The sequence below is a fragment of the Pseudomonas sp. JZ114 genome, from assembly GCF_051027705.1.
In the GTDB taxonomy this organism is placed as follows: domain Bacteria; phylum Pseudomonadota; class Gammaproteobacteria; order Pseudomonadales; family Pseudomonadaceae; genus Chryseomonas; species Chryseomonas luteola.
This window is the reverse complement of the sequence record NZ_CP069256.1, coordinates 3,575,573-3,596,528: the sequence shown is the minus strand read 5'-3', so window position 1 is coordinate 3,596,528 and position 20,956 is coordinate 3,575,573. Positions and strand designations below refer to the sequence as shown.

Annotated in this window: 25 protein-coding genes; 17 read left to right on the top strand and 8 right to left on the bottom strand. The window is 59.5% G+C overall.

The genetic code is table 11. From position 1 onward, the window contains the following. Positions 1 to 16 precede the first annotated feature (16 nt). The 3 genes from JQR90_RS16975 to JQR90_RS16965 all read left to right on the top strand — a co-directional run bounded on the left by JQR90_RS16975 (position 17) and on the right by JQR90_RS16965 (position 2,655). Positions 17 to 667 carry a MotA/TolQ/ExbB proton channel family protein gene (locus JQR90_RS16975; protein WP_010795867.1) on the top strand — a complete coding sequence of 217 codons (651 nt, stop codon included), beginning with the start codon at positions 17 to 19 and terminating at the stop codon, positions 665 to 667. A 61-nt stretch (positions 668 to 728) separates the two neighbouring features. Then, complete coding sequence (locus JQR90_RS16970) at positions 729 to 1,973, top strand: phospholipase D-like domain-containing protein (protein WP_434140160.1); 1,245 nt, start codon at positions 729 to 731, stop codon at positions 1,971 to 1,973. A gap of 58 nt (positions 1,974 to 2,031) precedes the next feature. Then, positions 2,032 to 2,655 (top strand): phosphatase PAP2 family protein, encoded by a 624-nt coding sequence (locus tag JQR90_RS16965; RefSeq protein WP_434140159.1) that lies wholly within the window; start codon positions 2,032 to 2,034, stop codon positions 2,653 to 2,655. Here the strand turns inward: JQR90_RS16965 and JQR90_RS16960 are convergent. The 5 genes from JQR90_RS16960 to JQR90_RS16940 all read right to left on the bottom strand — a co-directional run bounded on the left by JQR90_RS16960 (position 2,627) and on the right by JQR90_RS16940 (position 5,743). Next, on the bottom strand, positions 2,627 to 3,100 hold the full coding sequence (locus JQR90_RS16960; protein ID WP_434140158.1) for a hypothetical protein: 474 nt from the start codon (positions 3,098 to 3,100) through the stop codon (positions 2,627 to 2,629). The two genes, JQR90_RS16965 and JQR90_RS16960, sit on opposite strands and share 29 nt — an antisense overlap. 58 nt (positions 3,101 to 3,158) lie before the next feature. Then, on the bottom strand, positions 3,159 to 3,773 hold the full coding sequence (gene ureG / locus JQR90_RS16955) for an urease accessory protein UreG (protein WP_019367367.1): 615 nt from the start codon (positions 3,771 to 3,773) through the stop codon (positions 3,159 to 3,161). A 13-nt stretch (positions 3,774 to 3,786) separates the two neighbouring features. After that, positions 3,787 to 4,458 carry an urease accessory protein UreF gene (locus JQR90_RS16950; RefSeq protein ID WP_074821950.1) on the bottom strand — a complete coding sequence of 224 codons (672 nt, stop codon included), beginning with the start codon at positions 4,456 to 4,458 and terminating at the stop codon, positions 3,787 to 3,789. Beyond that, a complete protein-coding gene (ureE, locus tag JQR90_RS16945) occupies positions 4,455 to 4,955 on the bottom strand; it encodes an urease accessory protein UreE (protein ID WP_010795861.1) in 501 nt (166 codons plus the stop codon). Before ureE ends, JQR90_RS16950 begins: the two co-directional genes overlap by 4 nt. Before the next feature lie 95 nt (positions 4,956 to 5,050). Further along, entirely contained in the window at positions 5,051 to 5,743 is a 693-nt protein-coding gene (locus JQR90_RS16940) for a TetR family transcriptional regulator (protein ID WP_010795860.1), read from the bottom strand. A gap of 222 nt (positions 5,744 to 5,965) precedes the next feature. On the opposite strand from JQR90_RS16940, the gene JQR90_RS16935 reads away from it, so the two are divergent. Continuing rightward, entirely contained in the window at positions 5,966 to 7,273 is a 1,308-nt protein-coding gene (locus tag JQR90_RS16935; protein ID WP_010795859.1) for an MFS transporter, read from the top strand. 73 nt (positions 7,274 to 7,346) lie between these two features. Here the strand turns inward: JQR90_RS16935 and JQR90_RS16930 are convergent, their stop codons facing one another. The 3 genes from JQR90_RS16930 to JQR90_RS16920 form a co-directional block, all read right to left on the bottom strand. Next, positions 7,347 to 7,862, bottom strand: a complete 516-nt coding sequence (locus tag JQR90_RS16930) for a hypothetical protein (RefSeq protein WP_010795858.1) — start codon at positions 7,860 to 7,862, stop codon at positions 7,347 to 7,349. Between the two features lie 154 nt (positions 7,863 to 8,016). Next, the gene (locus tag JQR90_RS16925; protein WP_010795857.1) at positions 8,017 to 8,916 is read right to left on the bottom strand and encodes an alpha/beta hydrolase; all 900 of its coding nucleotides are present in this window, start codon (positions 8,914 to 8,916) and stop codon (positions 8,017 to 8,019) included. A gap of 476 nt (positions 8,917 to 9,392) precedes the next feature. Further along, positions 9,393 to 9,923, bottom strand: a complete 531-nt coding sequence (locus JQR90_RS16920; protein ID WP_010795854.1) for a GNAT family N-acetyltransferase — start codon at positions 9,921 to 9,923, stop codon at positions 9,393 to 9,395. A 118-nt stretch (positions 9,924 to 10,041) separates the two neighbouring features. Here JQR90_RS16920 and JQR90_RS16915 point away from each other — a divergent pair, with 118 nt between their 5' ends. The 13 genes from JQR90_RS16915 (at position 10,042) to ssuB (ending at position 20,939) form a co-directional block, all read left to right on the top strand. After that, positions 10,042 to 10,557 (top strand): Rho termination factor N-terminal domain-containing protein, encoded by a 516-nt coding sequence (locus JQR90_RS16915; protein WP_010795853.1) that lies wholly within the window; start codon positions 10,042 to 10,044, stop codon positions 10,555 to 10,557. Further along, a complete protein-coding gene (locus JQR90_RS16910; protein WP_010795852.1) occupies positions 10,557 to 10,940 on the top strand; it encodes a DUF3140 domain-containing protein in 384 nt (127 codons plus the stop codon). Before JQR90_RS16915 ends, JQR90_RS16910 begins: the two co-directional genes overlap by 1 nt. Then, complete coding sequence (locus tag JQR90_RS16905) at positions 10,940 to 11,368, top strand: VOC family protein (protein WP_434140157.1); 429 nt, start codon at positions 10,940 to 10,942, stop codon at positions 11,366 to 11,368. The genes JQR90_RS16910 and JQR90_RS16905 overlap by 1 nt, the downstream gene beginning before the upstream one ends. A gap of 172 nt (positions 11,369 to 11,540) precedes the next feature. Beyond that, positions 11,541 to 12,677, top strand: a complete 1,137-nt coding sequence (locus tag JQR90_RS16900; protein WP_010795850.1) for a gluconokinase, GntK/IdnK-type — start codon at positions 11,541 to 11,543, stop codon at positions 12,675 to 12,677. Positions 12,678 to 12,742: 65 nt separating this feature from the next. Then, entirely contained in the window at positions 12,743 to 14,020 is a 1,278-nt protein-coding gene (locus JQR90_RS16895) for a TRAP transporter large permease (protein ID WP_010795849.1), read from the top strand. 63 nt (positions 14,021 to 14,083) lie between these two features. Then, positions 14,084 to 15,100 carry a TRAP transporter substrate-binding protein gene (locus tag JQR90_RS16890; protein WP_073450403.1) on the top strand — a complete coding sequence of 339 codons (1,017 nt, stop codon included), beginning with the start codon at positions 14,084 to 14,086 and terminating at the stop codon, positions 15,098 to 15,100. Between the two features lie 228 nt (positions 15,101 to 15,328). Next, complete coding sequence (gene ssuE, locus JQR90_RS16885; protein ID WP_010795847.1) at positions 15,329 to 15,913, top strand: NADPH-dependent FMN reductase; 585 nt, start codon at positions 15,329 to 15,331, stop codon at positions 15,911 to 15,913. 95 nt (positions 15,914 to 16,008) lie between these two features. Next, entirely contained in the window at positions 16,009 to 16,983 is a 975-nt protein-coding gene (locus JQR90_RS16880; RefSeq protein WP_010795846.1) for a sulfonate ABC transporter substrate-binding protein, read from the top strand. After that, complete coding sequence (locus JQR90_RS16875) at positions 16,980 to 17,969, top strand: aliphatic sulfonate ABC transporter substrate-binding protein (RefSeq protein ID WP_434140156.1); 990 nt, start codon at positions 16,980 to 16,982, stop codon at positions 17,967 to 17,969. Before JQR90_RS16880 ends, JQR90_RS16875 begins: the two co-directional genes overlap by 4 nt. Continuing rightward, positions 17,966 to 18,106, top strand: coding sequence for a hypothetical protein (locus tag JQR90_RS16870; protein ID WP_197872564.1), 141 nt, complete (start codon positions 17,966 to 17,968; stop codon positions 18,104 to 18,106). Before JQR90_RS16875 ends, JQR90_RS16870 begins: the two co-directional genes overlap by 4 nt. Before the next feature lie 68 nt (positions 18,107 to 18,174). Further along, positions 18,175 to 19,338, top strand: a complete 1,164-nt coding sequence (gene ssuD / locus JQR90_RS16865) for an FMNH2-dependent alkanesulfonate monooxygenase (protein ID WP_434140155.1) — start codon at positions 18,175 to 18,177, stop codon at positions 19,336 to 19,338. A 9-nt stretch (positions 19,339 to 19,347) separates the two neighbouring features. Further along, on the top strand, positions 19,348 to 20,139 hold the full coding sequence (gene ssuC / locus JQR90_RS16860; protein WP_010795841.1) for an aliphatic sulfonate ABC transporter permease SsuC: 792 nt from the start codon (positions 19,348 to 19,350) through the stop codon (positions 20,137 to 20,139). Continuing rightward, positions 20,136 to 20,939 (top strand): aliphatic sulfonates ABC transporter ATP-binding protein, encoded by an 804-nt coding sequence (gene ssuB, locus JQR90_RS16855; RefSeq protein ID WP_434140154.1) that lies wholly within the window; start codon positions 20,136 to 20,138, stop codon positions 20,937 to 20,939. Before ssuC ends, ssuB begins: the two co-directional genes overlap by 4 nt. Positions 20,940 to 20,956: the final 17 nt, after the last annotated feature.

The window sequence follows — 20,956 nt, the reverse complement described above, 5'->3', positions numbered from 1 at the left end:
ACGAGGTGTGCTGAATATGAATACCGACCTGCTCCATGACATCACGTTTTATGTCATGTACGGCGCTATCGCCATTGCCCTGTTCGTTATCATCGAGCGGAGCCTGTACTTTGCCTATACCCGCAGGCAGGCGCGTCAACTGGAGTCGTTACTGACGGCCAAGGTACGCAGCGACCGTGATCTGCCAGAGTCCTTTACCCGCCGCGAAAGCTTGCCGCTTACCATGGTGCGGCCGGTACTGGCGCAGAAGGCGCAGCGAGGAACGCGCAAGGAACTGGACGAGACGATCGAGGCGCAGTACCTCGCAACCCGCGCACCGCTGGCCCGTAGTCTATGGATCATCGAAACCATTACGACCGCGGCGCCGCTGCTGGGTCTGTTGGGTACCATTCTGGGCATTATTGATACCTTCAAGGCGCTGGCCTCAGCAGGTGTCTCTGATCCAGGCCAGATTTCGGCAGGCATCGGAACGGCGCTGTTTGCGACCGGTTTGGGTATTGCCATCGCGCTGGGCTGCGTGGTCTTTCATAACTTCTTCCAGGATCGCCTGGAGCGCATCAACGATCAGCTCAAGATCCTGCTGATTCGCGCCAGCATGGGTGCTCAGCCTGTGGATGAAGCCCACGTTCAATCTGTAGAGCCAATGGCGCAGTACCGTACCGCCTGATCGGTTGCGGCGAGGGCCAGTCGGTCCTCGCCCAGTCTTTTCCTTCTTGTTTGAGACCTCCATGCCTGTATTGTCCCGTTTGCCGATCCGTGGCGCTCGACGCCTATGTTTTGGGTTTTTCTTACTCAGCGCCAGTACGCTCAGTTGGGCCGATTTCAAGATTCCAGGGTTCGAGCTGGTGCATACGGTGCCGGTGGGGATCGATCTGGCAACGCCTGACCTGCGTAACCCGGTCGAGGTCTGGACCGGGATGTTCGACCGGGCGCAGCACCGCATCGACATAGGCCAGTTCTATGCGTCCGGTCAGCCGGGTTCACAATTGGATACTGTGATCGAGCATTTGCAGGCGGCCGGGCAGCGCGGCGTGACGATTCGCTTCCTGCTGGAAGAGAAGGGGCTGCGGATGTCGGACCCTGCCACGCTGGACCGCTTACGCAGCATTCCTAATCTGACCTTGCATGTATTGCCGTATGGCCAGCTGACCGGGGGGATCATTCACGCCAAATATCTGGTCGTAGATGGCCGCGAGGCATTTGTGGGTAGCCAGAATTTTGATTGGCGTTCTCTGACGCATATCCATGAAACAGGTGTGCGGGTCAGCGACCGCACGGTAGCGGGTCAAATACAGGCTATCTTCAATCAGGACTGGCAGGCGCAGGAAGCGCTGGCTGAAGGTAAACCCGTGCCTCAGCCCCGGCATCAATCCTTGGACCAACCAGCTCCGACCGGCAGTTATCTGGTCGCCAGCCCTGCGCGCTACAACCCGCCCGGCGTGCGTGACTCCCAGATAGAGTTACCGCGTTTGCTCGCTCAGGCCCGGCATGAGGTGCGGGTGCAGTTGCTTGACTATGCGCCGTTATCCTACGGACCGGACAAGACCCGCCCGTATTACCCGGTGATCGACAATGCCTTGCGCGCGGCGGCCGCCCGAGGGGTATCCATCAAGCTGATGGTGTCCCACTGGAGCACGGGCGCACCGGAGATCGACTACCTGAAAAGCCTGGCCGTGCTACCGAATGTACAGGTCAAGATCGTCACGCTGCCGGCCGATCCGAGCGGTTTCATTCCTTTTGCGCGGGTGATTCACAGCAAGACGATGGAAATCGATGGACGCCTGGCCTGGGTAGGCACCAGCAATTGGCTCGGCGGTTATCTGGATAACTCCCGCAACCTAGAGGTGGTGATGCAGGATCACGCCATGGCCGAGCGCATTCGTCAGCTCCATGAGCAGTTGTGGAACAGCCCCTATGCCGACATGATCAGCGTGACGCGTACTTACCCGGAGCCGCATCCCGGCACGCCGTGATTGCCAACGGGACGGGTATCGGGCTGAATGCCGCTCACCCTGGAAAGGAGCCTGTACCGTGACACGTAAATCGTTGCTAATAGCTTGGGTAGCAGGGCTTGTATTGATCCTGCTGGGATATGGCGTGATCGACCAGCCCATTGCCTATTGGGCCCATGCAGGCGACCTGCGCCGTCTGGCGTGGCCCAACCTGATGACCCATGTAGCGGACTGGCTGACGGCGTTAGCGGTAATACTGGTTATTGTGCTGGGCATCGGTCAGCGGCTGCTGCCTTTACATCGTCATCGCTGTTTTGTATTTGCCTTCAGCGTGCTGGTTGCCAAAGGCGTTAAGGATTCGCTCAAGCCTGTCTTCGGTCGTTATTGGCCGGAGACCTGGACCCATGGCAATCCCTCGCTGATCCATAATCAGGCTTATGGCTTCAACTGGTTTCACGGCGGAGACTGGTACGCGTCCTTTCCTTCTGGACATACCACAGTTGCCTACGCTGCCGCCGTGGCGATTGCCCTGTGCTGGCCCCGCCTAAGGGGACTTGCGGTAGTAATAGCCGCGGTGGTACCGGTGGGGCTTTTGCTGTGTAACTACCACTTCTTTTCCGATGTGGTCGCCGGTGGCTTGCTTGGCGCCAGCGTAGCGGTACTGGTCAACAAGGTCATGGGTGTGACGTCGAAAGGGCGATAAGGTCTTCTGTATCCACTTCGCGTCCAAGCATAGCTTTGTAGGCGGCCAGCTCATCACGGTCCATTACCTGAAGGGCTACGCCCAGCAGCGTGGCGGGGCGGGCTTTGGCCAGGTTTGCCTCAAGGTCTCTCCAGGTTGAGTGGCCCTTATCGAAAATCCGGGCACCGGGCGTGCCGCCTATCTCGATCTTCACGCCTTCAACTTTGAACTGTACGTACTCCACATCCCAGCCCTCCTCGCAGCGGCGCTCGAGGGGCTTGGTCGTGACAGCAGCGCCGGCAGCGGCTATCTCCTGCAAGCGGTCTGCTGGAACCAGGAGATCAGTATCGTTCAGCGGGCGTCTGGCGCCATAAACATGGGCCGCCAGACCGCCGCATAAAAGAAAGGGGATGTGTCGCTCGTTCAGCAGATCGATGATCCAGCGCAAGGCAGCAGCGTGACTCATGGCAACCCCTTTACTATTGGTTTGGCTCTACTGCGTATCTGCCTTGCAGTATGGGGCGCTACGCAGCCGTCAGCATGCCCTGCTTTTCGATAAAGGCGATGATGTCATCCAGGCCCTGGCCCACTTTCTGGTTGCTGAACACGAACGGCTTCTCGCCCCGCATCTTGCGGGCGTCACGGTCCATCACCTCAAGTGAGGCACCGACCATTGGGGCAAGATCCACCTTGTTGATAACCAGCAGGTCAGACTTGCAGATGCCCGGGCCGCCCTTGCGGGGGAGCTTGTCGCCCGCAGACACGTCAATCACGTAGATAGTCAGGTCAGACAGCTCCGGGCTGAACGTGGCGGAAAGGTTATCGCCGCCGGATTCGACCAGGATCAGATCAAGACCAGGAAAGCGGCGGTTGAGCTGGTCTACCGCTTCCAGGTTGATGGAAGCATCCTCACGGATGGCCGTGTGCGGGCAGCCACCGGTTTCCACGCCGATGATGCGCTCAGGGGCCAACGCCTCGTTGCGCACGAGAAAATCGGCATCTTCACGGGTATAGATATCGTTGGTGACAACCGCCAGGTTGTAACGATCACGCAGGGCACGGCAGAGGGCGAGGGTGAGGGCCGTCTTGCCGGAACCGACCGGGCCGCCAATACCGACGCGCAGGGGTTGAGTGTTCATCGCGCTTGTTCTCCTAGGATCTGAAAAGACGGCTGTATTGTTGTTCGTGGGCCATGCTGGCGAGCGCCAGACCAAACGGTGCGCTGCCCCAGAGGGTTTCCGGTAGCGCACGGGCAGTTGCGAGGGCTGCGTCCAAGGCTGGCAGGAGTTCAGAGGTCAGTCGCTGTGCTGCCTGCTGGCCGAGGGGCAGGGTTTTCATCAGAACGGCCAGCTGGTTTTCCAGCCACCCCCAGAGCCAGGCCGAGACGGCCTCTGCCGGGGCAATGGCCCAGGCACGCGCGGCAACCGCCCAACCCAGGGCAAACGTTGGCTCGCTGGCCAAAAGGTGCTCGCGTGCTTCGGGGTCCAGTTCGGGCAAGTCCTTGAGCAGTTGCGTCAGGGAAAAACCGGTCTGGCGGCTCTCCAGGCGCAGCTCTCGGGTTTCTCGGCTGGCTGAGTGGCGGCCTGCTAATTCAGTTAGCCGCAGCCAGTCACCGGAGGCAGCCGCTTGACAGTGAGCCAGCAGCAAGGGCGCTTCGAAGCGGGCAAGGTTAAGCTCCAGCTGATCTTCGAGCCAGACGCGAGCCGAGCTTGAGTCGGTTACGAGGCCGGTCTCGATGGCCGCCTCTAACCCTTGGGAGTAGCTGTAACCGCCGATAGGTAATTGCGGGCTGGCCAGACGCATCAATGCCCAGGCCGGGCTCATATCCGCACCCCGAAATGGTGCAGCCGAGGGCCGTAATTGAAATCAGCCTCACCGTGGTGCGAGTGGTGATGCCCACCACCATAAGCGCCATGCTCAGGTTGGAAAGGCGCCTGGATCGATTCACACGTAGTGCCCAGTTGATCCAGCATGGCCTTGAGTACATGATCATCCAGAATGCGTAGCCAGCCGTCGCCTACTTGCAGCGTCACATGACGGTTGCCCAGGTGGTAGGCAGCGCGGGTCAGCTCATGGGCATTGGCGCAGGTGATGTGCAAAAGAGCCTCGGGGCGGGCGCAGACGCGTACGATACGGCCGTCCTGGGCACGCAGCCCTTCACCGTCAAACAGGGGCGGCTGGCCGCGTTCGAGAAACAGCCCGACATCTTCGCCACTGACCGTCACGGTTCGCAGCCGGCTCTTGCTGCGCGCCTCGAAGCCAAGGTGAATTTCTTCGTGCCAGGTATCGGGGGGGGGCAGACGGGTGTGAATGACCAACATAAGGCAGTATCCGCTGTGCTTTATGAAGACTACAGCAAGCGGCCTGCCAGAACGCAACGGCTCGTTTCACCGGCGTTGCACAGGGGATTGTGCGCTCAGTTTGCCTGATTTCGGTGCAACAGCGGGTCGGAGGGCAGGGGTTCGCCCTGATTTGGTGCGAACAGCATGTTAAGGCCGCGCCAGTGCTTGGCACCGATCATGATGAAGCGTAGCTGATGAATGATCTTGGCCTGGGGTGTCTTGTGCGGCTCCAGTCCCTCGTCAGGCGCATCAATCAGCTCGGGCAGAGTGGCGAATACGGTCTTGACCACCAGATCCGCCAGAACATCGATGTCCTGACACGAAAGGTGGGGCAGCCGGTTGAGTTGGGACAGGTCTAATGCAAGGTCATCAGTAATGTGCTGGCGCAGTTCACTGATGGCCTGACGAATCGACAACGAACCGCCGTATTGCTCCCGGGCGAGAAAGATGAACTGGCTACGGTGTTCGGCGACGGCTTCGATAAAGATGCCGACCGAGGCATCAATCACACCACGCAGCTCGATTTCGTTATGACGTACCCGGCGCAGGGTTTCGCGAAAGGTCTCGCCCACTTCGGCAACCAGCGCAAGTCCAAAGGCATCCATATCGGGAAAGTGCCGGTAGAACCCCGCCGGAACGATACCGGCGCTGCGGGTCACTTCTCTAAGACTCAAACTGCCGAAGCCGCGGCCACTGCTCATGAGCATACGTGCAGCATCCAGCAGGGCATGGCGGGTTTGCAGTTTTTGCTCGGCGCGGGAGGACATGGCGGTTTTCCAATCAGGCAAGGGGGTACTCTATCAAATACCCGCACGTCCGGTTGAAACACTTGTCGTGTGACAAAATCCGGGCGCCGGTAGTCTGTCTGCATATGGCGCATCATCCAGGTGATAATCGATGCGCTTAAAGATGAAGCACCCACGGCCGATAGCCGTGCCTTCGATCGCTCTCTTCCCGCCAGGATTGGCTCAGCTCAAATCAGACGACTCATGTTCAGCCCGCTTGTCACATTTCCCGCGCTCTATATTGCTACGCTCCTGATGCTGGCCGGTTCCGGCCTCTTCACCACTTACATCGGCCTTCGCCTGACGGAACAGGGGGCGGGCGATCTGTGGGTCGGCTGCCTGATGGCGGCGTATTATTTCGGGCTGGTCTGCGGTGGCAAACTCGGCCACCGGCTGATCGCCAACGTAGGGCATATCCGCTCATACGTCGCCTGCGCCGGCGGCGCGACGGTGACGGTACTCATTCACGCCCTGACCGATCATCTGGGCGTCTGGCTGGTGCTGCGCTTCATCATGGGTGTTCTGATGATGAACCAGTACATGGTGATTGAAAGCTGGCTCAACGAGCAGGCCGAAAACCACCAGCGGGGCAAGGTGTTTGCCGGCTACATGGTGGCGGTGGATCTGGGACTGGTGGTCGGACAGGCCTTGCTGGCCGTACACCCGGCACTGGATTACAAGCCGCTGCTGCTGGTGGCAATCTGCTTTGCGTCCTGCCTGATTCCCATCGCCATGACGCGTCGCGTACACCCGGCCAAGCTGGTCGCCGCGCCCCTTGAAATCAAGTTCTTCTGGCAGCGCGTACCGCAGTCACTGGTCACGATCTTTGCCGCTGGCCTGATGGTCGGTGCCTTCTATGGTCTGGCGCCGGTATATGCCAACCGCAATGGGCTCGATACGGCGCAGTCGAGTATGTTTGTGGGTATATGCATCGTGGCAGGTTTTTGTGCACAGTGGCCGCTAGGCTGGTTGTCCGATCGGGTCGACCGCTGCAAGTTGATCCGCGCCAACGCCGTGCTGCTCTGCCTGGCGGCAATTCCGATGTGGGGATACATCACCTTGCCCTATGCCGGACTGCTCGGCACCGGCTTTTTGACTGGCATGCTGCTGTTCACGTTGTATCCGTTGTCAGTGGCCTATGCCAATGACCATGTGGAGCCCTCGCGCCGCGTGGAGCTTTCCGCCATGCTGCTGACCACCTATGGCGTAGGCGCTTGTATTGGTCCGCTGCTGGCCGGTGCGCTGATGAATCAGTTTGGTCCCGGCATGTTCTACATTCTGGTGTCGATCTATGCCGTCATTTTGATCATCTGGGTTCAGCCTCGCTTCGTAACAAATGAGCATCTCGTGGATGAAGCACCACTGCATCACGTGGCGATGCCGGATACAGTTAGCCCGATGGCCGCAACGCTCGACCCCCGCGTGGAGGAAGTGCCCGAGGAGCTGATGGTGGATACGCCGCCTAACATTGGCCGCTCCGATGGCCTCCCGGATGAAAAGCCGGTCGCATGAAATAGTCGCGTAAAGCAGTCGCTATAAATAAAAAAGCCCGATCAACTGGTCGGGCTTTTTTATGGGGCCGGCATCAGACAATCCGGTGCATGCGGTGATGCGAGCGGTCGATGGTCTGCTGTGAATCATCGGCAGCCAGCTGCGGCTGAATGTGCTCCTGTTGACGCTGGATCATCCGGTCAATGGTCTGCTCGGTACCGTCTTCGGCTACCTGAAGCTGGTGCTGCTGGCGATGGATCATCTTATCAATGGTCTGCTCGGTACCATCTTCAGCTAACTGGATCTGATGTTGCTGACGATGAATCATTTTGTCGATGGTCTGCTCAGTACCGTCTTCGGCCAGTTGGGCAGGAGTATTCAGGCGGTTTTGCTGGCGCTCGATCAGGCGGCCCAGGGTCTGGTCGGAGCCGTTCTCGGTCAGCAGACGTTCTTCAATGCTCTTGGTCTGACGGTTGATCATCTTGTCCACGGTGTACTGGCTGCCATCTTCTGCGTACAGCTGAGCGGCTTGGGGCAGGGATTGAGCAGCAACCAGAGTGTTGAATGCCAGGGCGGTGAGGCCGATACCGAATGCGATAGTGCGTTTCATGATCTGTTTCCTCGATGGGATCGTTTCGACAGATTCAGTATCGGTTCGAGTTGATCGATTAAAAAATGGATCGTAGGCATACCAAACATCACCGGAAATGATGCCCAATCGAGGTGGCATATGTTCTCGTTGATAGTGCAGGGCGCGCTGATCTCTAGTACGCGCCTTTCAGCCCAAAGAGATCCCGTACTGCCCGGGCATATTCCTGGCTTCCGATGGACATGCTGTTGGTGTGGTTGCCTCCCTCAATGAGCAATAACCGCTTCGGATCCTGAGCTTTTCTGAATAACTCCTCGCTAAAGCGGGAGGGTACGTACTGGTCACCTGTTCCATGGACGATCAGTACCGGCATATCGACCTGGTCGATCTTGTCGATGGAATTGAATTTCTCCGACATAATCCAGCGGATCGGCAACGAGGTGTCGACCACGGCAGCTGCTGCATCCGCCAGGCTGGTAAAGGTCGACTCGATGATCAGGCCGGCTGCGGCGGCGGGATCGCCCTCCGGGTCTTTCTGTTTTGAAATCTGCTGAGCCAGGTTGACGGCTATTGCACCGCCCAGCGAGTGTCCGTAGATGTAGCGTTTTTCAGGGTTGGGCTGCAGCTCAACGAGGCGCTTCCAGGCCACCCGGGCATCCTCATACACCGTGTTTTCCGAGGGCAGATCGCCAGGGCTTTCACCAAAGCCCCGGTAGTCGATGGCCAGAACGGAATAGCCCAGGCTGCGCAGGGCAGTGATGCGACGCACCTGGGCGGTCAGGTTCCAGCGTGTCCCATGCAGGTACAGGGCGGCAGGGGCATCTTTCTTTGCGGCAGGCCACCACCAGGCATGGACATATTGCGTCTTGCTGAGCCCAGTCGTGACCGGGATGTTGAACTGCTGGACACCGGTAGGCACGCCCGAGAACCAACTGGCAGTGCCGGGTTCGATGTTGAACACCAGCTCGCGCTCCTTGTGGGCGAGTTCAGAACAGCCAAACGGCAGACCCACACCCAGCAACAAGGCAAGAAAGGCCAAGGGGCGCCAGCGGCGGCGAATCAATGTGGTAGACATGAACAGGGCTCTTGCGAAATGCGGATGGACCGTTGGAGGCGCGTTACCTAAGAGAGACTGGAAAACCTGCCTGGCCGTTCGGCAGAAGCCTTTAATGAATATTTCAGCGAACGTCTGCGAACAACTGGCGTCTTAATAAGTGAACGCACTTAATCAAGGAGCATGGGTATGTTGAAGTTTATTGGGGGCACTGCCGGCGTTATTTTCATCATCGGCCTGATCGTGGTTATCGGCATCATCAAGTTGATCTTCTGATGCGAGGCTCATGAAAAGCCCACCTGAGCATGCGGTGGGCTTTTTTATGGGCGCATGTGTTACTCTTCTTCGTCCTCAGGCATTTCTTCAAAGTCATCCGGGGACAGTTCCGCTTCCTGGCGCTCTGGTGCTACTGGCGATTTATCGGCCATGCTAGGTCTCCTCTAAGTGGGTGTACCTGTTGTGAGGAGCCGAAGTAACCGAAGTTCTGTACAGCCGACTTACGGTGTATCGCTGCTGCCTTTACCCAGATTTTTCTGCATCATCACCACATCATGCCACTGGCCGAACTTGAGGCCGACCTTTTCCAGAATACCTATCTGACGAAAGCCCAGGCTGCGATGGAGCCCGATGGAGCCTGCGTTGGTGCTGTCGCCGATAAGCGCCACCATCTGCCGCCAACCTCCCGCTTCGCAGCGCTCAAGCAGTGCACTCAACAGGGCTTTACCCAGGCCGCGGCCACGCCAGCCTTCCTCCAGATAAACCGTGTCTTCCAGGGTGTAACGATAGGCCGATCGCGTGTGATAGAAGTTGGCATAGCAGTAGCCTCGTACCATGCCATCCAGCTCGGCGACCAGAAACGGCAAGGAAGCTTCCTGAAGGGTCCGCAGGCGTCGTTTCATGCCGGCTTCATCGGGTGGAATTTCTTCGAAGGTGGCCGTTCCATGCAGAACATGATGAGCATAAATGGCTTGGATAGCAGGAATATCCGGCTCGGTGGCATCACGGATTTGAAGCGAGGGTAGCGGCATGACCATGTCCTTCTTGAAGCGTCCTTCTTGATACACCCCGTCGCCTGGCTAGAACAAGCGTCTCGATAGGTGGTCCCCATTTCCGAGGGGTCCGAAACTCTACTGAGGAGAAAGACAGATGTCTGCTACCGCCAGGAAGACCGATCCGGAATTGTGGAACAGTGTTAAAGAGGATGTGACGCGTGGCTCGAAGGGTGGTCGTGCCGGCCAGTGGTCGGCGCGAAAAGCGCAATTGGCGAGCCAGGAATACCAGAGGCGGGGTGGGGGTTATGAGGGCGGCAAGGGCCCCGATAACCATCTCCAGCAATGGACCGAGCAGGACTGGGGGACAAAGTCCGGCGAGAAGTCCACCGAGACGGGTGAGCGCTATCTGCCTAAAAAGGCACGAGAGCAGATCAGCGACAGCGAATATGCCCGCAGCACTGCCAATAAGCGGCGGGATACCCGTCGAGGCAAGCAGCACTCCAAACAGCCGGAGGATGTTGCCCGCAAGACGGCGTCTGCCCGTAAGACCGCTCTATCCGATATGACCAAGACCGAGCTGATGGCGCGTGCAGCACACCATCAGGTCCGTGGGCGCTCGCGGATGAAAAAGGACGAGCTGATTCATGCACTCAAGCAGGCAGGTGAATAATGACAGCAAAAGCGCTTACCGATGCGGACAAGAAAGAACTGCGCAGTGAATTCAAACAGGTGGTCAACATGCCGCCTGCCCGGCTGCGCAAGTGGTTGCAGGGCGAGGAGAGCCAGTCTGTAGGCATGACGGCCAAAGGCCAAAAGGTCAAGGCAAAGGCTGACGGCGAGGCGGTTGGCCATGAGATGGGCGAGCGTATCCTCGAGATTAAACGCAAGCGGCAGGGTGAGCTGAGCGAAGATGACTACCTGGCCATGCGTAAGGTCATCGGCTATGTGCATCGGCACATCAAGCAGCGCCCGGATGGTGAGGTAGGTGATACGCGCTGGCGCAAGTCCCTGATGAACTGGGGGCATGATCCCATGAAGCAAAAGGCCGGCTGATGACATCCCCAATCGCTCCGCCCCTTGGTCCAGTACTGGAAACCGGTCTTTATGTAGCTGACCTGGAAAAGGCTCGCCGTTTCTATGAGGAACTGCTGGGCCTGAGCGTCATGTTTCATGATGAGCGTGTCGCGGCCTATGACGCCGCACCGGGTAGCGTTTTACTGCTTTTCCAGCAGGGCACGACCGATACGCCTGCTCAGCTTCCCGGCGGCACCATTCCACCCCATGACGGTTCAGGCAGACTTCATTACGCCTTTTCCATTGCTCCTGAATATCTACAGCCGTGGCGTGATCATCTGGCGACTCACGGGATTGTGATCGAAGGTGAAGTGCGATGGCCGAAGGGCGGAGTAAGCCTGTACTTTCGTGATCCTGACGAGCATTTGGTTGAGCTGGCAACGCCGGGGCTGTGGGAAAACTACTGATCTGCCCATTGCTCTAGCAGGGCATCCTACTCGGTTCATGAAATATCTTGTTACGTCTATGCGGGACACGTTCGACTGGTGGCCTTTCAGTCTCATTGCCCAATTGTAATGTTAGCGCTAACATCAAACAAAAATAAGAATGAGCGCACCGAAAGGCGCTCTGGAGAGCGCCATGACTTCACCCGTCAGTACCTCCGCTACACCCGCTCAGGCCCTTGTCATCATGGGCGTCAGCGGTTCAGGGAAGACCGAGACGAGCCTGGGCGTTGCCCGCTGTCTTGGTTTTCGTCATATCGAAGCCGACCATTTCCATTCCGCTGAAAACGTGGCCCGCATGCAGGCCGGTACGCCATTGACCGATGCCGACCGTCTCGAGTGGCTCGATCGCCTGCGGCTTGAGATGCAAAAGGCGGTGCAGGATGGCACGGGATTCGTGCTGTCCTGCTCGGCACTGCGTCGCAGCTACCGGGACCGTCTGCGTGATGCTGTACCCGGCCTGCGTTTCGCGTATCTGTCGGTCGATTACGAAACGGCGCTCCAGCGCGTCGGAGAGCGTTCTGGCCATTACATGCCTACGTCACTCGTCAAGAGCCAGTTCGACATCCTCGAATCTCCCAGAGGAGAACCAGGGGTGCTGTATGTCGAGGCCTCCAAGGCCAGCGATGCGGTTGTTCAGGAGGTAAGCGCCTGGATGCATGCGCCAATTCCAAGTAGCGAAATGGCTGCCTTGATCAGCCTGGCCTCAAAGATGCCCGATGCACCTTCTCCGCGGAACGAGCCGCCCCTGACCAGCGAGCCGATCTATAACAACCGCACGGCCCAGCGCTTCGATAAGCTCACCGACAGCTTGATGGCCATTCTGATGGCCTTCATGGTGGGTGCTGTCTTTGTCAATGTGGTGCTGCGTTATGCGTTCGGCTCCGGATGGGCCGGGGCCGAAGAGTTGTCCCGGCTGGCCTTCGTCTGGCTGATCTTTGTTGGCGTTGCGTCCAGCATGCGTCGCGGCGAGCTGATGAGTTTTACCCTGATCCGTGACAAGTTTCCGCGCATTGCCCGGCGGCTTGTCGATTCGGTCAGCGCCTTGTTGATTGCTACCGGCAGCGGTCTGTCTGCGTGGGGGGCATGGTATCAGATGCAGTTTGGCTGGCAGAACGCGAGCCCCGTGGTCGGCTATCCGTTAGCCATTGCCATGTTACCGGTGTTGGTAAGCATGATCGCACTCGCGGTGCTGGCACTGGTGCAACTGCTCAATGCCTGGCGTACCGAGCGGGAGGTACCGCCAGCCCTGGCAAATGTCACGGCAGACTGAGCCCGGTGTAATCAGTCGATTCCAATAACAAGACTACGAGGCGCTGCCTCCCTTAAGGGCTGATCATGACCGTTGCTGTCTTTCTTTCCTCCCTGTTGGGCTTCATGGCGTTCGGGATGCCGATTGCGTTTGCACTCCTGCTGACCGGCGCGGTGCTGATGTGGTACCTGGACTTCTGGGATGTGCAACTGCTGGCCCAGAATCTACAGGCCGGTGCCGACAGCTTTCCGCTCCTGGCTGTGCCATTCTTTATTCTGGCTGGCGAGCTGATGAACGCAGGCGGCATTTCCCGACGCATCATCACCATGGCCCAAGCCTTTGTCGGCCACAAGAAGGGCGGGTTGGGTTACGTTGCCATTGCCGCCTCGGTGCTGCTGGCCAGCATGTCGGGTTCGGCCCTGGCCGATACCGCGGCGTTGGCGACCCTGCTACTGCCCATGATGCGTCAGCGCGGCTATCCGCTCAGCTCTTCCTGTGGACTGGTGTCGGCAGGGGGCATTATTGCGCCGATCATTCCGCCGTCGATGCCCTTTGTGATTTACGGCGTTGTAACCAATACCTCGATCAGCCAGTTATTCCTGGCGGGTCTGGTTCCTGGGCTCATCATGGGGGCCGGGCTGATCATCGCCTGGACATTGATCGCCCGAAGCATTCACGAGCCGCCGCAACCCAAGGCTTCCTGGGCGGAACGCCGTCATGCCATCGTGGATGGCATTGCCGCCCTGATGCTACCGGTGATTATTGTGGGCGGTCTGCGGGGCGGTATCTTCACGCCCACCGAGGCAGCCGTGGTCGCGGCGGTATATGCGCTACTGGTGTCCACGCTGCTGTACCGGGAACTGAGCTGGAACGCACTGGTTGAGGTGCTGACCCGGGCCAGCCGCACCACGGCCTCGGTGATGTTCCTGTGTGCGGCCGCGACCGTTTCGGCCTACATGGTCACACTGGCCCAGCTCCCCGATGAAATCGCCGCCATGCTGGGTCCGATTGCCGACAATCCCAAGCTGCTGGTAGCCGCCATCATGCTCTTGATGGTGGCCATCGGCATGGTGCTGGACCTTACGCCCACCATCCTGATCCTGGGACCTGTCCTGGCACCCATTGCAGCCAAGGCGGGCGTCGACCCGGTCTACTTTGGGGTGATGTTTGTGCTGATCGGCTCGATTGGCCTGATCACGCCGCCGGTGGGTACCGTATTGAACGTGGTTGGAGGGATCGGACGTATCCGCATGGAAAAGCTGGTGCAGGGCGTGCTGCCCTTCTTCTTTACCTATATCGCCATTGTTGTCCTGCTGGTGATCTTTCCCGAGATCATTACCGTACCTCTGAAGTGGTTGCATTGAACGGCCTGGGCCCTTGTAGCGCCCAGGCATCAGGCTTTATCAACAACAATAAAAGGAACGCCCATGAAACGCTTTCTCTTCGCAACCCTGGCCACGGCTGTGCTCTGCGGCCCGCTAGCCACCCTCACAACCCAGGCCGCCGATGACATTCGCCCCCGCATGATCCGCTTCGGTTATGGCCTAAACGAAGACAGTAACCAGGGACGCGGCGCCAAGGTATTTGCAGAGGAGGTGGCCAAGGCCTCAGGTGGCAAGCTCAAGGTGCGCACCTTTGGCGCCGGTAGCCTGGGCCCGGATGCCCAGATGCAGAATGCGTTGATTGGCGGGGCGCAGGAAATGATGGTGGGTTCTACCGCGACACTGGTCGGCATCACCAAGGAGATGGCGATCTGGGATACGCCCTTTTTGTTTTCCAATGCAAAACAGGCGGATTATGTACTCGACGGACCAGTAGGCCAGCAGGTTATGGACAAGCTCCAGGAAAAGGGCCTCGTCGGCCTTGTCTACTGGGAGAACGGCTTTCGCAACATGACCAACAACGTTCGCCCGATCAACAAGCTGGAAGATTTCTCCGGCATCAAGGTGCGGGTGATGCAGAGCCCGGTCTTCATGGATACCTTCAAGCAACTGGGTGCCAATGCCGTGCCGCTGCCGTTCTCCGAACTCTTTACCGGTCTGGAGACCAAGGCCGTGGATGGGCAGGAAAACCCGTTCAACACGATTCTGTCGTCCAAGTTTTATGAGGTGCAGAAGTACCTGACCGTGACCAACCACGTCTATAGCCCCTGGATCATGATGGCCTCCAAGCGCTGGTGGGATGGTCTGTCCAAGACCGAGCAGGATATCCTAATGGCGGCAGCCAGGAAGGCACGTGATGCCGAGCGGCTGGACACACGCGCCGAAGGCGAAAAAGCCCTGGAAGAGCTGAAGGCCCACGGAATGCAGATCAACCAGGTAAGCGCAGAAGAAACCCAGCGCATGCGTGAAAAGGCGCAGCCGGCCATCCAGTCGGTTATCGATACCGTGGGCAAACCGCTGTTCGATCAGGTTCAGGCTGAAATCCAGAAAGCGCCGCAGTAAGGGCGCTTCACCCTGTAAATCGAGGGTGCAGTACCGATCTTCCGCACTCTGCTTGCAAGTCTTACAACATCAGAAAACCCCAGCCTGCGCGCTGGGGTTTTTCATTTATACAAAAAGTTATAAGCAAATTAATAAAAATGATTTTTAGGTATAAGCTAAGGCTTGCTATGGTTCGCTACATACCTGAAGGGCATACCGACCCTGACAGGACAGTTGAAGGGGAACGGCATGCTAGTGGTTTCGCTGGCGGGCAGCCCGGGGGCCAGATCCCGATCGAGCGTACTGCTCGGCGAGGCCCGGCAATGGCTGAACGCACATGGGGTCGAGGTAGCCTCCTGGCGCATCCAGGATTTCCCGCCCGAAGATTTGATCCAGGCGCGGTTCGAGAGCCCTCAGGTCAAGGCCTTTGTCGAGCACGTGCACAATGCGGACGGCCTTGTGGTGTCCACACCGATCTACAAGGCCTCATTTTCCGGGGTGCTCAAGACGGTACTTGACCTGTTACCGGAGCGGGCACTCAACCATAAGGTGGTGCTGCCGTTGGCAACCGGCGGCTCGATTGCACATATGTTGGCGGTGGACTACGCACTCAAGCCGGTGCTGGCTGCGCTCAAGGCGCAGGAGATCCTGCCCGGCGTGTTCGCCGATGACAGCCAGGTCAGCTATGAAAGCGAAACACCGCTCTCATCTGCACTGGCGGAGCGTTTGGACGAGTCACTGGAGCTTTTTCTGGCCGCACTGGCCCGCCGACCGAAGCCGGTCGAGCCACATGTTTTGACAGCGCAGCTGACACAGGCACGCTGGAGCATCTGATGTAACCACTCCCACACGGGAGAATAGATTACCGACCTTACTGACCCGACAACGGGGCAGCAGGCAGGACACCACTCGAAGCCAAGGAGCACGCGATGCGCGTCAAACCCTTGCATCGAGGATGGGTTGCCGCGCTGCTGCTGGCCCTGTCGCTCGATGCCACCGTTCAAGCCGCCGAAACCTTACGGGTCGGCTATCAGAAATACGGCACGCTGGTGCTGCTCAAGGCCCGTAGCACGCTGGAAAAGCGCCTGGCCGAGCAGGGCGTTACCGTGCAATGGACTGAATTTCCCGGCGGCCCCCAATTACTGGAAGGGCTGAATGTTGGCAGTATCGACTTTGGGGTTACTGGTGAAACCCCACCCGTTTTCGCTCAGGCGGCGGGTGCTGACCTCGTATATGTCGCCCATGAGCCGCCAGCGCCGACCAGCGAAGCGATCCTGGTGCCTAAGGATTCTTCCATCCAGACGCTGGCCGATCTCAAGGGCAAGAGGATCGTCCTGAACAAGGGCTCCAATGTTCATTACCTGCTGGTTCGCGCGCTGGAAAAGGCAGGCCTGAAATACAGCGACATCCAACCGATCTACCTGCCTCCGGCAGATGCCCGCGCCGCTTTTGAGCGCGGCAGCGCCGATGCCTGGGTTATTTGGGACCCGTATCAGGCGGCTGCGGAAAAGCAGCTTCAGGCGCGCACGCTTACCGACGGTACCGGGCTGGTCGACAACCACCAGTTCTATCTCTCAACACGCCCTTACGCCCAACAGCACCCGCAAGTCATTGCCACGCTGGTCGACGAGGTTCGCTCGGTAGGGGAGTGGGCAAAGGCCAATCCTGAGGAGGTCGCCAAGCAGGTCGCGCCGCTGCTCGGCTTGCCGGAAGACATTGCCCGTACGGTCGTGGCGCGGCAGGGCTACGGGGCCCAGTTCATCTCCCCTGAGGTGGTAACCGCGCAGCAGAAGATCGCTGATGCCTTTACGCAGATTCGTCTGATTCCTAAAACGCTGGCGGTTCGTGACGTGATCTGGACACCGCCTGCCAACCTTGCCCAGCGCGCGGAGGTAAAACCATGAAGCCTGCTTTTCTGACCCGCAGCCTGATCCTGCTCGGCACGCTGGCAGCGTTCGCGTTCCAGGGCGCCTCGGCCGATCCCGCCGAGTTGCGCATCGGTTATCAGAAGAGTGCCGTGAATCTGGTGGTGGCGCGGGAGAAGCGCTTCCTGGAGACGCGCTTCCCGAATACGCAGGTTCGTTATGTAGAGTTTCCGGCCGGGCCGCAACTGCTCGAAGCCCTGAACGCAGGCAGCATCGATTTGGGGGCGACAGGTGATATCCCGCCGATCTTTGCCCAGGCTGCCGGAGCCGATCTGCTTTATGTTGGCACCGAGCCCGCCAAGCCGTTGGCCGAGGTCATTCTGGTGAGCAAGGACAGCCCGATCCACACCCTGGCGGATCTCAAGGGGAAAAAGGTGGCCTTCCAGAAAGGCTCCAGCTCCCATGCGCTGCTGCTTCGAGCGCTTAATCAGGCAGGCCTCAACTACACCGATATCCAGCCGGTCTACCTGCCGCCTGCCGATGCTCGCGCAGCCTTCGATCAGGGCAACGTGGACGCCTGGGCCATCTGGGATCCCTTCTATTCGGCGGCGCTATTAACCGGTCAGGTGCGTGTGCTGACCGATGGTCGTAACGGGCTTTCCAACTCAGGCTCCTTCTACTTGGCGGCCCGTCCGTTTGCCGAGCGCAATCCAGACCTTATCCCGCAGATCTTCAATGCGCTGAACCAGGCCGAGGCGCTCACGCGGGCCAATCCCGAAGGCAGTATCGAAATCATGACGCGCCAGCTGGGACTGCCGCATGCCGTGGTGGCCTCCTATTTCAGCCACCGTCCGGATTCGCCCATCAGCCCGATTACCGCCAGGGACATCGAAAACCAGCAGCAAACCGCTGACCTGTTCTACCAGAACCGCCTGATTCCCAAGCCGATACGCGTGGCCGACGTTGCGACGCCCGCCGTACCGGTTACTGCGCAACGCCAAACCAACACCGAGGTGACGCCATGAGTACCAAGCCCCTGCCTACGATCGCCAGCCGTCTGGTCGAGCGCTACCTGAATGGGATGGATCAGGCGATGGCACGCGTCATGGTGTGCCTTTGTCGACGCCCATGTGCAGCCCTTGCCCCTGGAGCCCACGGCTGATGCCGCTGAAAGCACCCTGAAGCCCACATTTGAATTAACCCAGATTTCCATCTGACGGAGCCCTGTTCATGAGCAATCTCACCGTTTTCTGGTTTCTACCAACCCACGGCGACGGCCATTACCTTGGCACCGCAGAGGGCGCCCGCGCCGTTGACCACGGCTACCTGCAACAGATCGCCCAGGCGGCGGATCGGCTCGGGTTTGGCGGCGTACTGATTCCTACCGGCCGCAGCTGCGAGGACTCTTGGCTGGTAGCGGCCTCGCTGATCCCAGTGACCCAGCGACTCAAGTTTCTGGTAGCGCTGCGCCCCGGCATCATTTCACCCACCGTGGCCGCTCGTCAGGCCGCTACGCTCGATCGCCTGTCCGGCGGGCGGGCGCTGTTCAACCTCGTGACCGGCGGCGACCCGGAAGAGCTGGCCGGGGACGGATTGTTCCTGAGCCATGAGGAGCGTTACGAGGCCTCGGAAGAATTCACTCATATCTGGCGCCGTGTGCTGGAAGGCGAGACGGTCGACTTTGACGGCAAGCACATCAAGGTCAAGGGCGCCAAGCTGCTTTATCCGCCGCTGCAACAGCCACGTCCGCCACTGTACTTTGGAGGCTCCTCCGAGCCTGCCCAGGAACTGGCTGCCCAGCAGGTCGAGCTGTACCTGACCTGGGGTGAACCGCTTGAGGCGGTGCGCGAGAAGATCGAGTCCGTACGTGAAAAGGCCGCTCGCCATGGCCGTACCGTTCGCTTTGGGATTCGCCTGCACGTCATTGTCCGCGAGACGAACGAAGAGGCCTGGAAGGCGGCCGACCGGCTCATCGCCAATCTGGATGATGCCACCATCGCCAAAGCCCAGGCTTCGTTTGCGCGGTTCGATTCGGTTGGTCAGCAGCGCATGGCTGCGCTGCACGGCGGACGACGCGACAAGCTGGAAATTGCCCCCAACCTCTGGGCCGGTGTAGGGCTTGTGCGCGGCGGGGCAGGGACTGCCCTGGTGGGTGACGGCCCTACGGTGGCCCAGCGGATGAAGGAGTATGCTGAACTGGGCATCGATACCTTCATCCTGTCCGGCTATCCGCACCTGGAAGAGTCCTACCGCGTGGCCGAACTCCTGTTCCCGCACCTGCCGCTTAGCCGACCCGAGCAGCCAGCGGGTGCCAATAACATCAGCCCCTTCGGTGAGATCGTGGCCAACGACATAGTGCCATTCTCAACCACGAAGTATGCCGCGCAGAGCTGAGGAGGCGGTATGAATCATACGATCAACACTTCCCTGCAACGCGTAGCGCCCTGGGTGCTGCCCGTGCTGCTCCTGACCGGGTGGCAGGTGGCTGTGGAAACCGGCCTCTTGTCCAGCCGTATCCTGCCGGCACCCAGTGCAGTGTTGGAGGCAGGCTGGAGCCTGGTGCGCAGTGGCGAGCTCTGGCAACACCTCGCCATCAGCAGCTGGCGCGCCAGTATCGGCTTTGCTATCGGAGGTGGTATCGGCCTGCTCCTGGGCTTTATCACAGGGCTTTCGACCTGGGGCGAGCGTTTGCTCGACAGCTCCGTGCAGATGGTCCGCAACGTCCCGCACCTGGCGCTGATCCCGCTGGTCATTCTGTGGTTCGGGATCGACGAGTCGGCCAAGATCTTCCTGGTCGCCCTGGGTACGTTTTTCCCAATCTACCTCAATACCTATCACGGCATTCGCAACGTCGATCCGGCCCTGGTGGAAATGGCGCGCAGCTACGGGCTCTCCGGCTATCGATTGTTCACGCAGGTCGTGCTGCCTGGGGCGCTGCCGTCGATCCTCGTGGGGGTGCGCTTTGCGCTTGGGTTGATGTGGCTGACCCTGATCGTGGCGGAGACTATCTCGGCCAGTTCCGGCATCGGGTATCTCGCTATGAATGCCCGTGAATTCCTGCAAACCGACATCGTGGTACTGGCAATCGTGCTGTATGCCGTCCTTGGCAAGCTGGCAGATCTTGCGGCCCGCGGCCTTGAGCGTGCATGGCTGCGCTGGCATCCGGCCTATCAGAAAACAGGAGGTGCAGCATGACGGCCTTGCACAGTCTCCCTTACAAGCGGGGAACAGCCCTGACCCTGGAAGGGGTCGGCAAGCGGTTCGGTGAGCGCGACGTCCTTCAGGGCATCGACCTGACGATTCCCTCTGGTCAGTTTGTGGCCGTGGTGGGGCGCAGCGGTTGCGGCAAGAGCACCTTGCTGCGGCTGGTGGCCGGGCTGGATAAGCCGACTGGCGGGCAGCTGCTGGCGGGAAAGGAGCCGCTTGCCCGGCATCAGGAGGCGACTCGCCTCATGTTTCAGGATGCCCGTCTGCTGCCCTGGAAACGCATCATCGATAACGTCGGCCTGGGCCTCAAAGGCCATTGGCGGCAGAAGGCGCTAGAGGCGCTGGATGCCGTGGGGCTGGCTGAGCGTGCCCATGAATGGCCGGCTGCGTTGTCGGGTGGACAGAAACAGCGTGTGGCCCTGGCGCGGGCTCTGATTCATGAGCCGCGCCTGTTGCTGCTGGATGAGCCCTTGGGTGCGCTGGACGCCCTGACCCGCATCGAGATGCAGCAGTTGATCGAGCGTCTCTGGCAGCAGCATGGGTTCACCGTCCTGCTGGTCACGCACGACGTGGGCGAAGCCGTAGCCATGGCGGATCGCGTCCTGCTGATCGAGGAGGGCCGGGTCGGCCTGGACCTCGGCATCAATCTGCCGCGTCCGCGCAACCGCGGCTCGGCCGGGCTTGCCGCTCTGGAGGCCGAAGTGCTGGCCCGCGTACTGGCCCAACCTTCACTCCCTGACCATCACGACATCGACTACCGTCCCACGCAACTGCGCTGGGCACTCTGATCACTTGAGGAGCACAA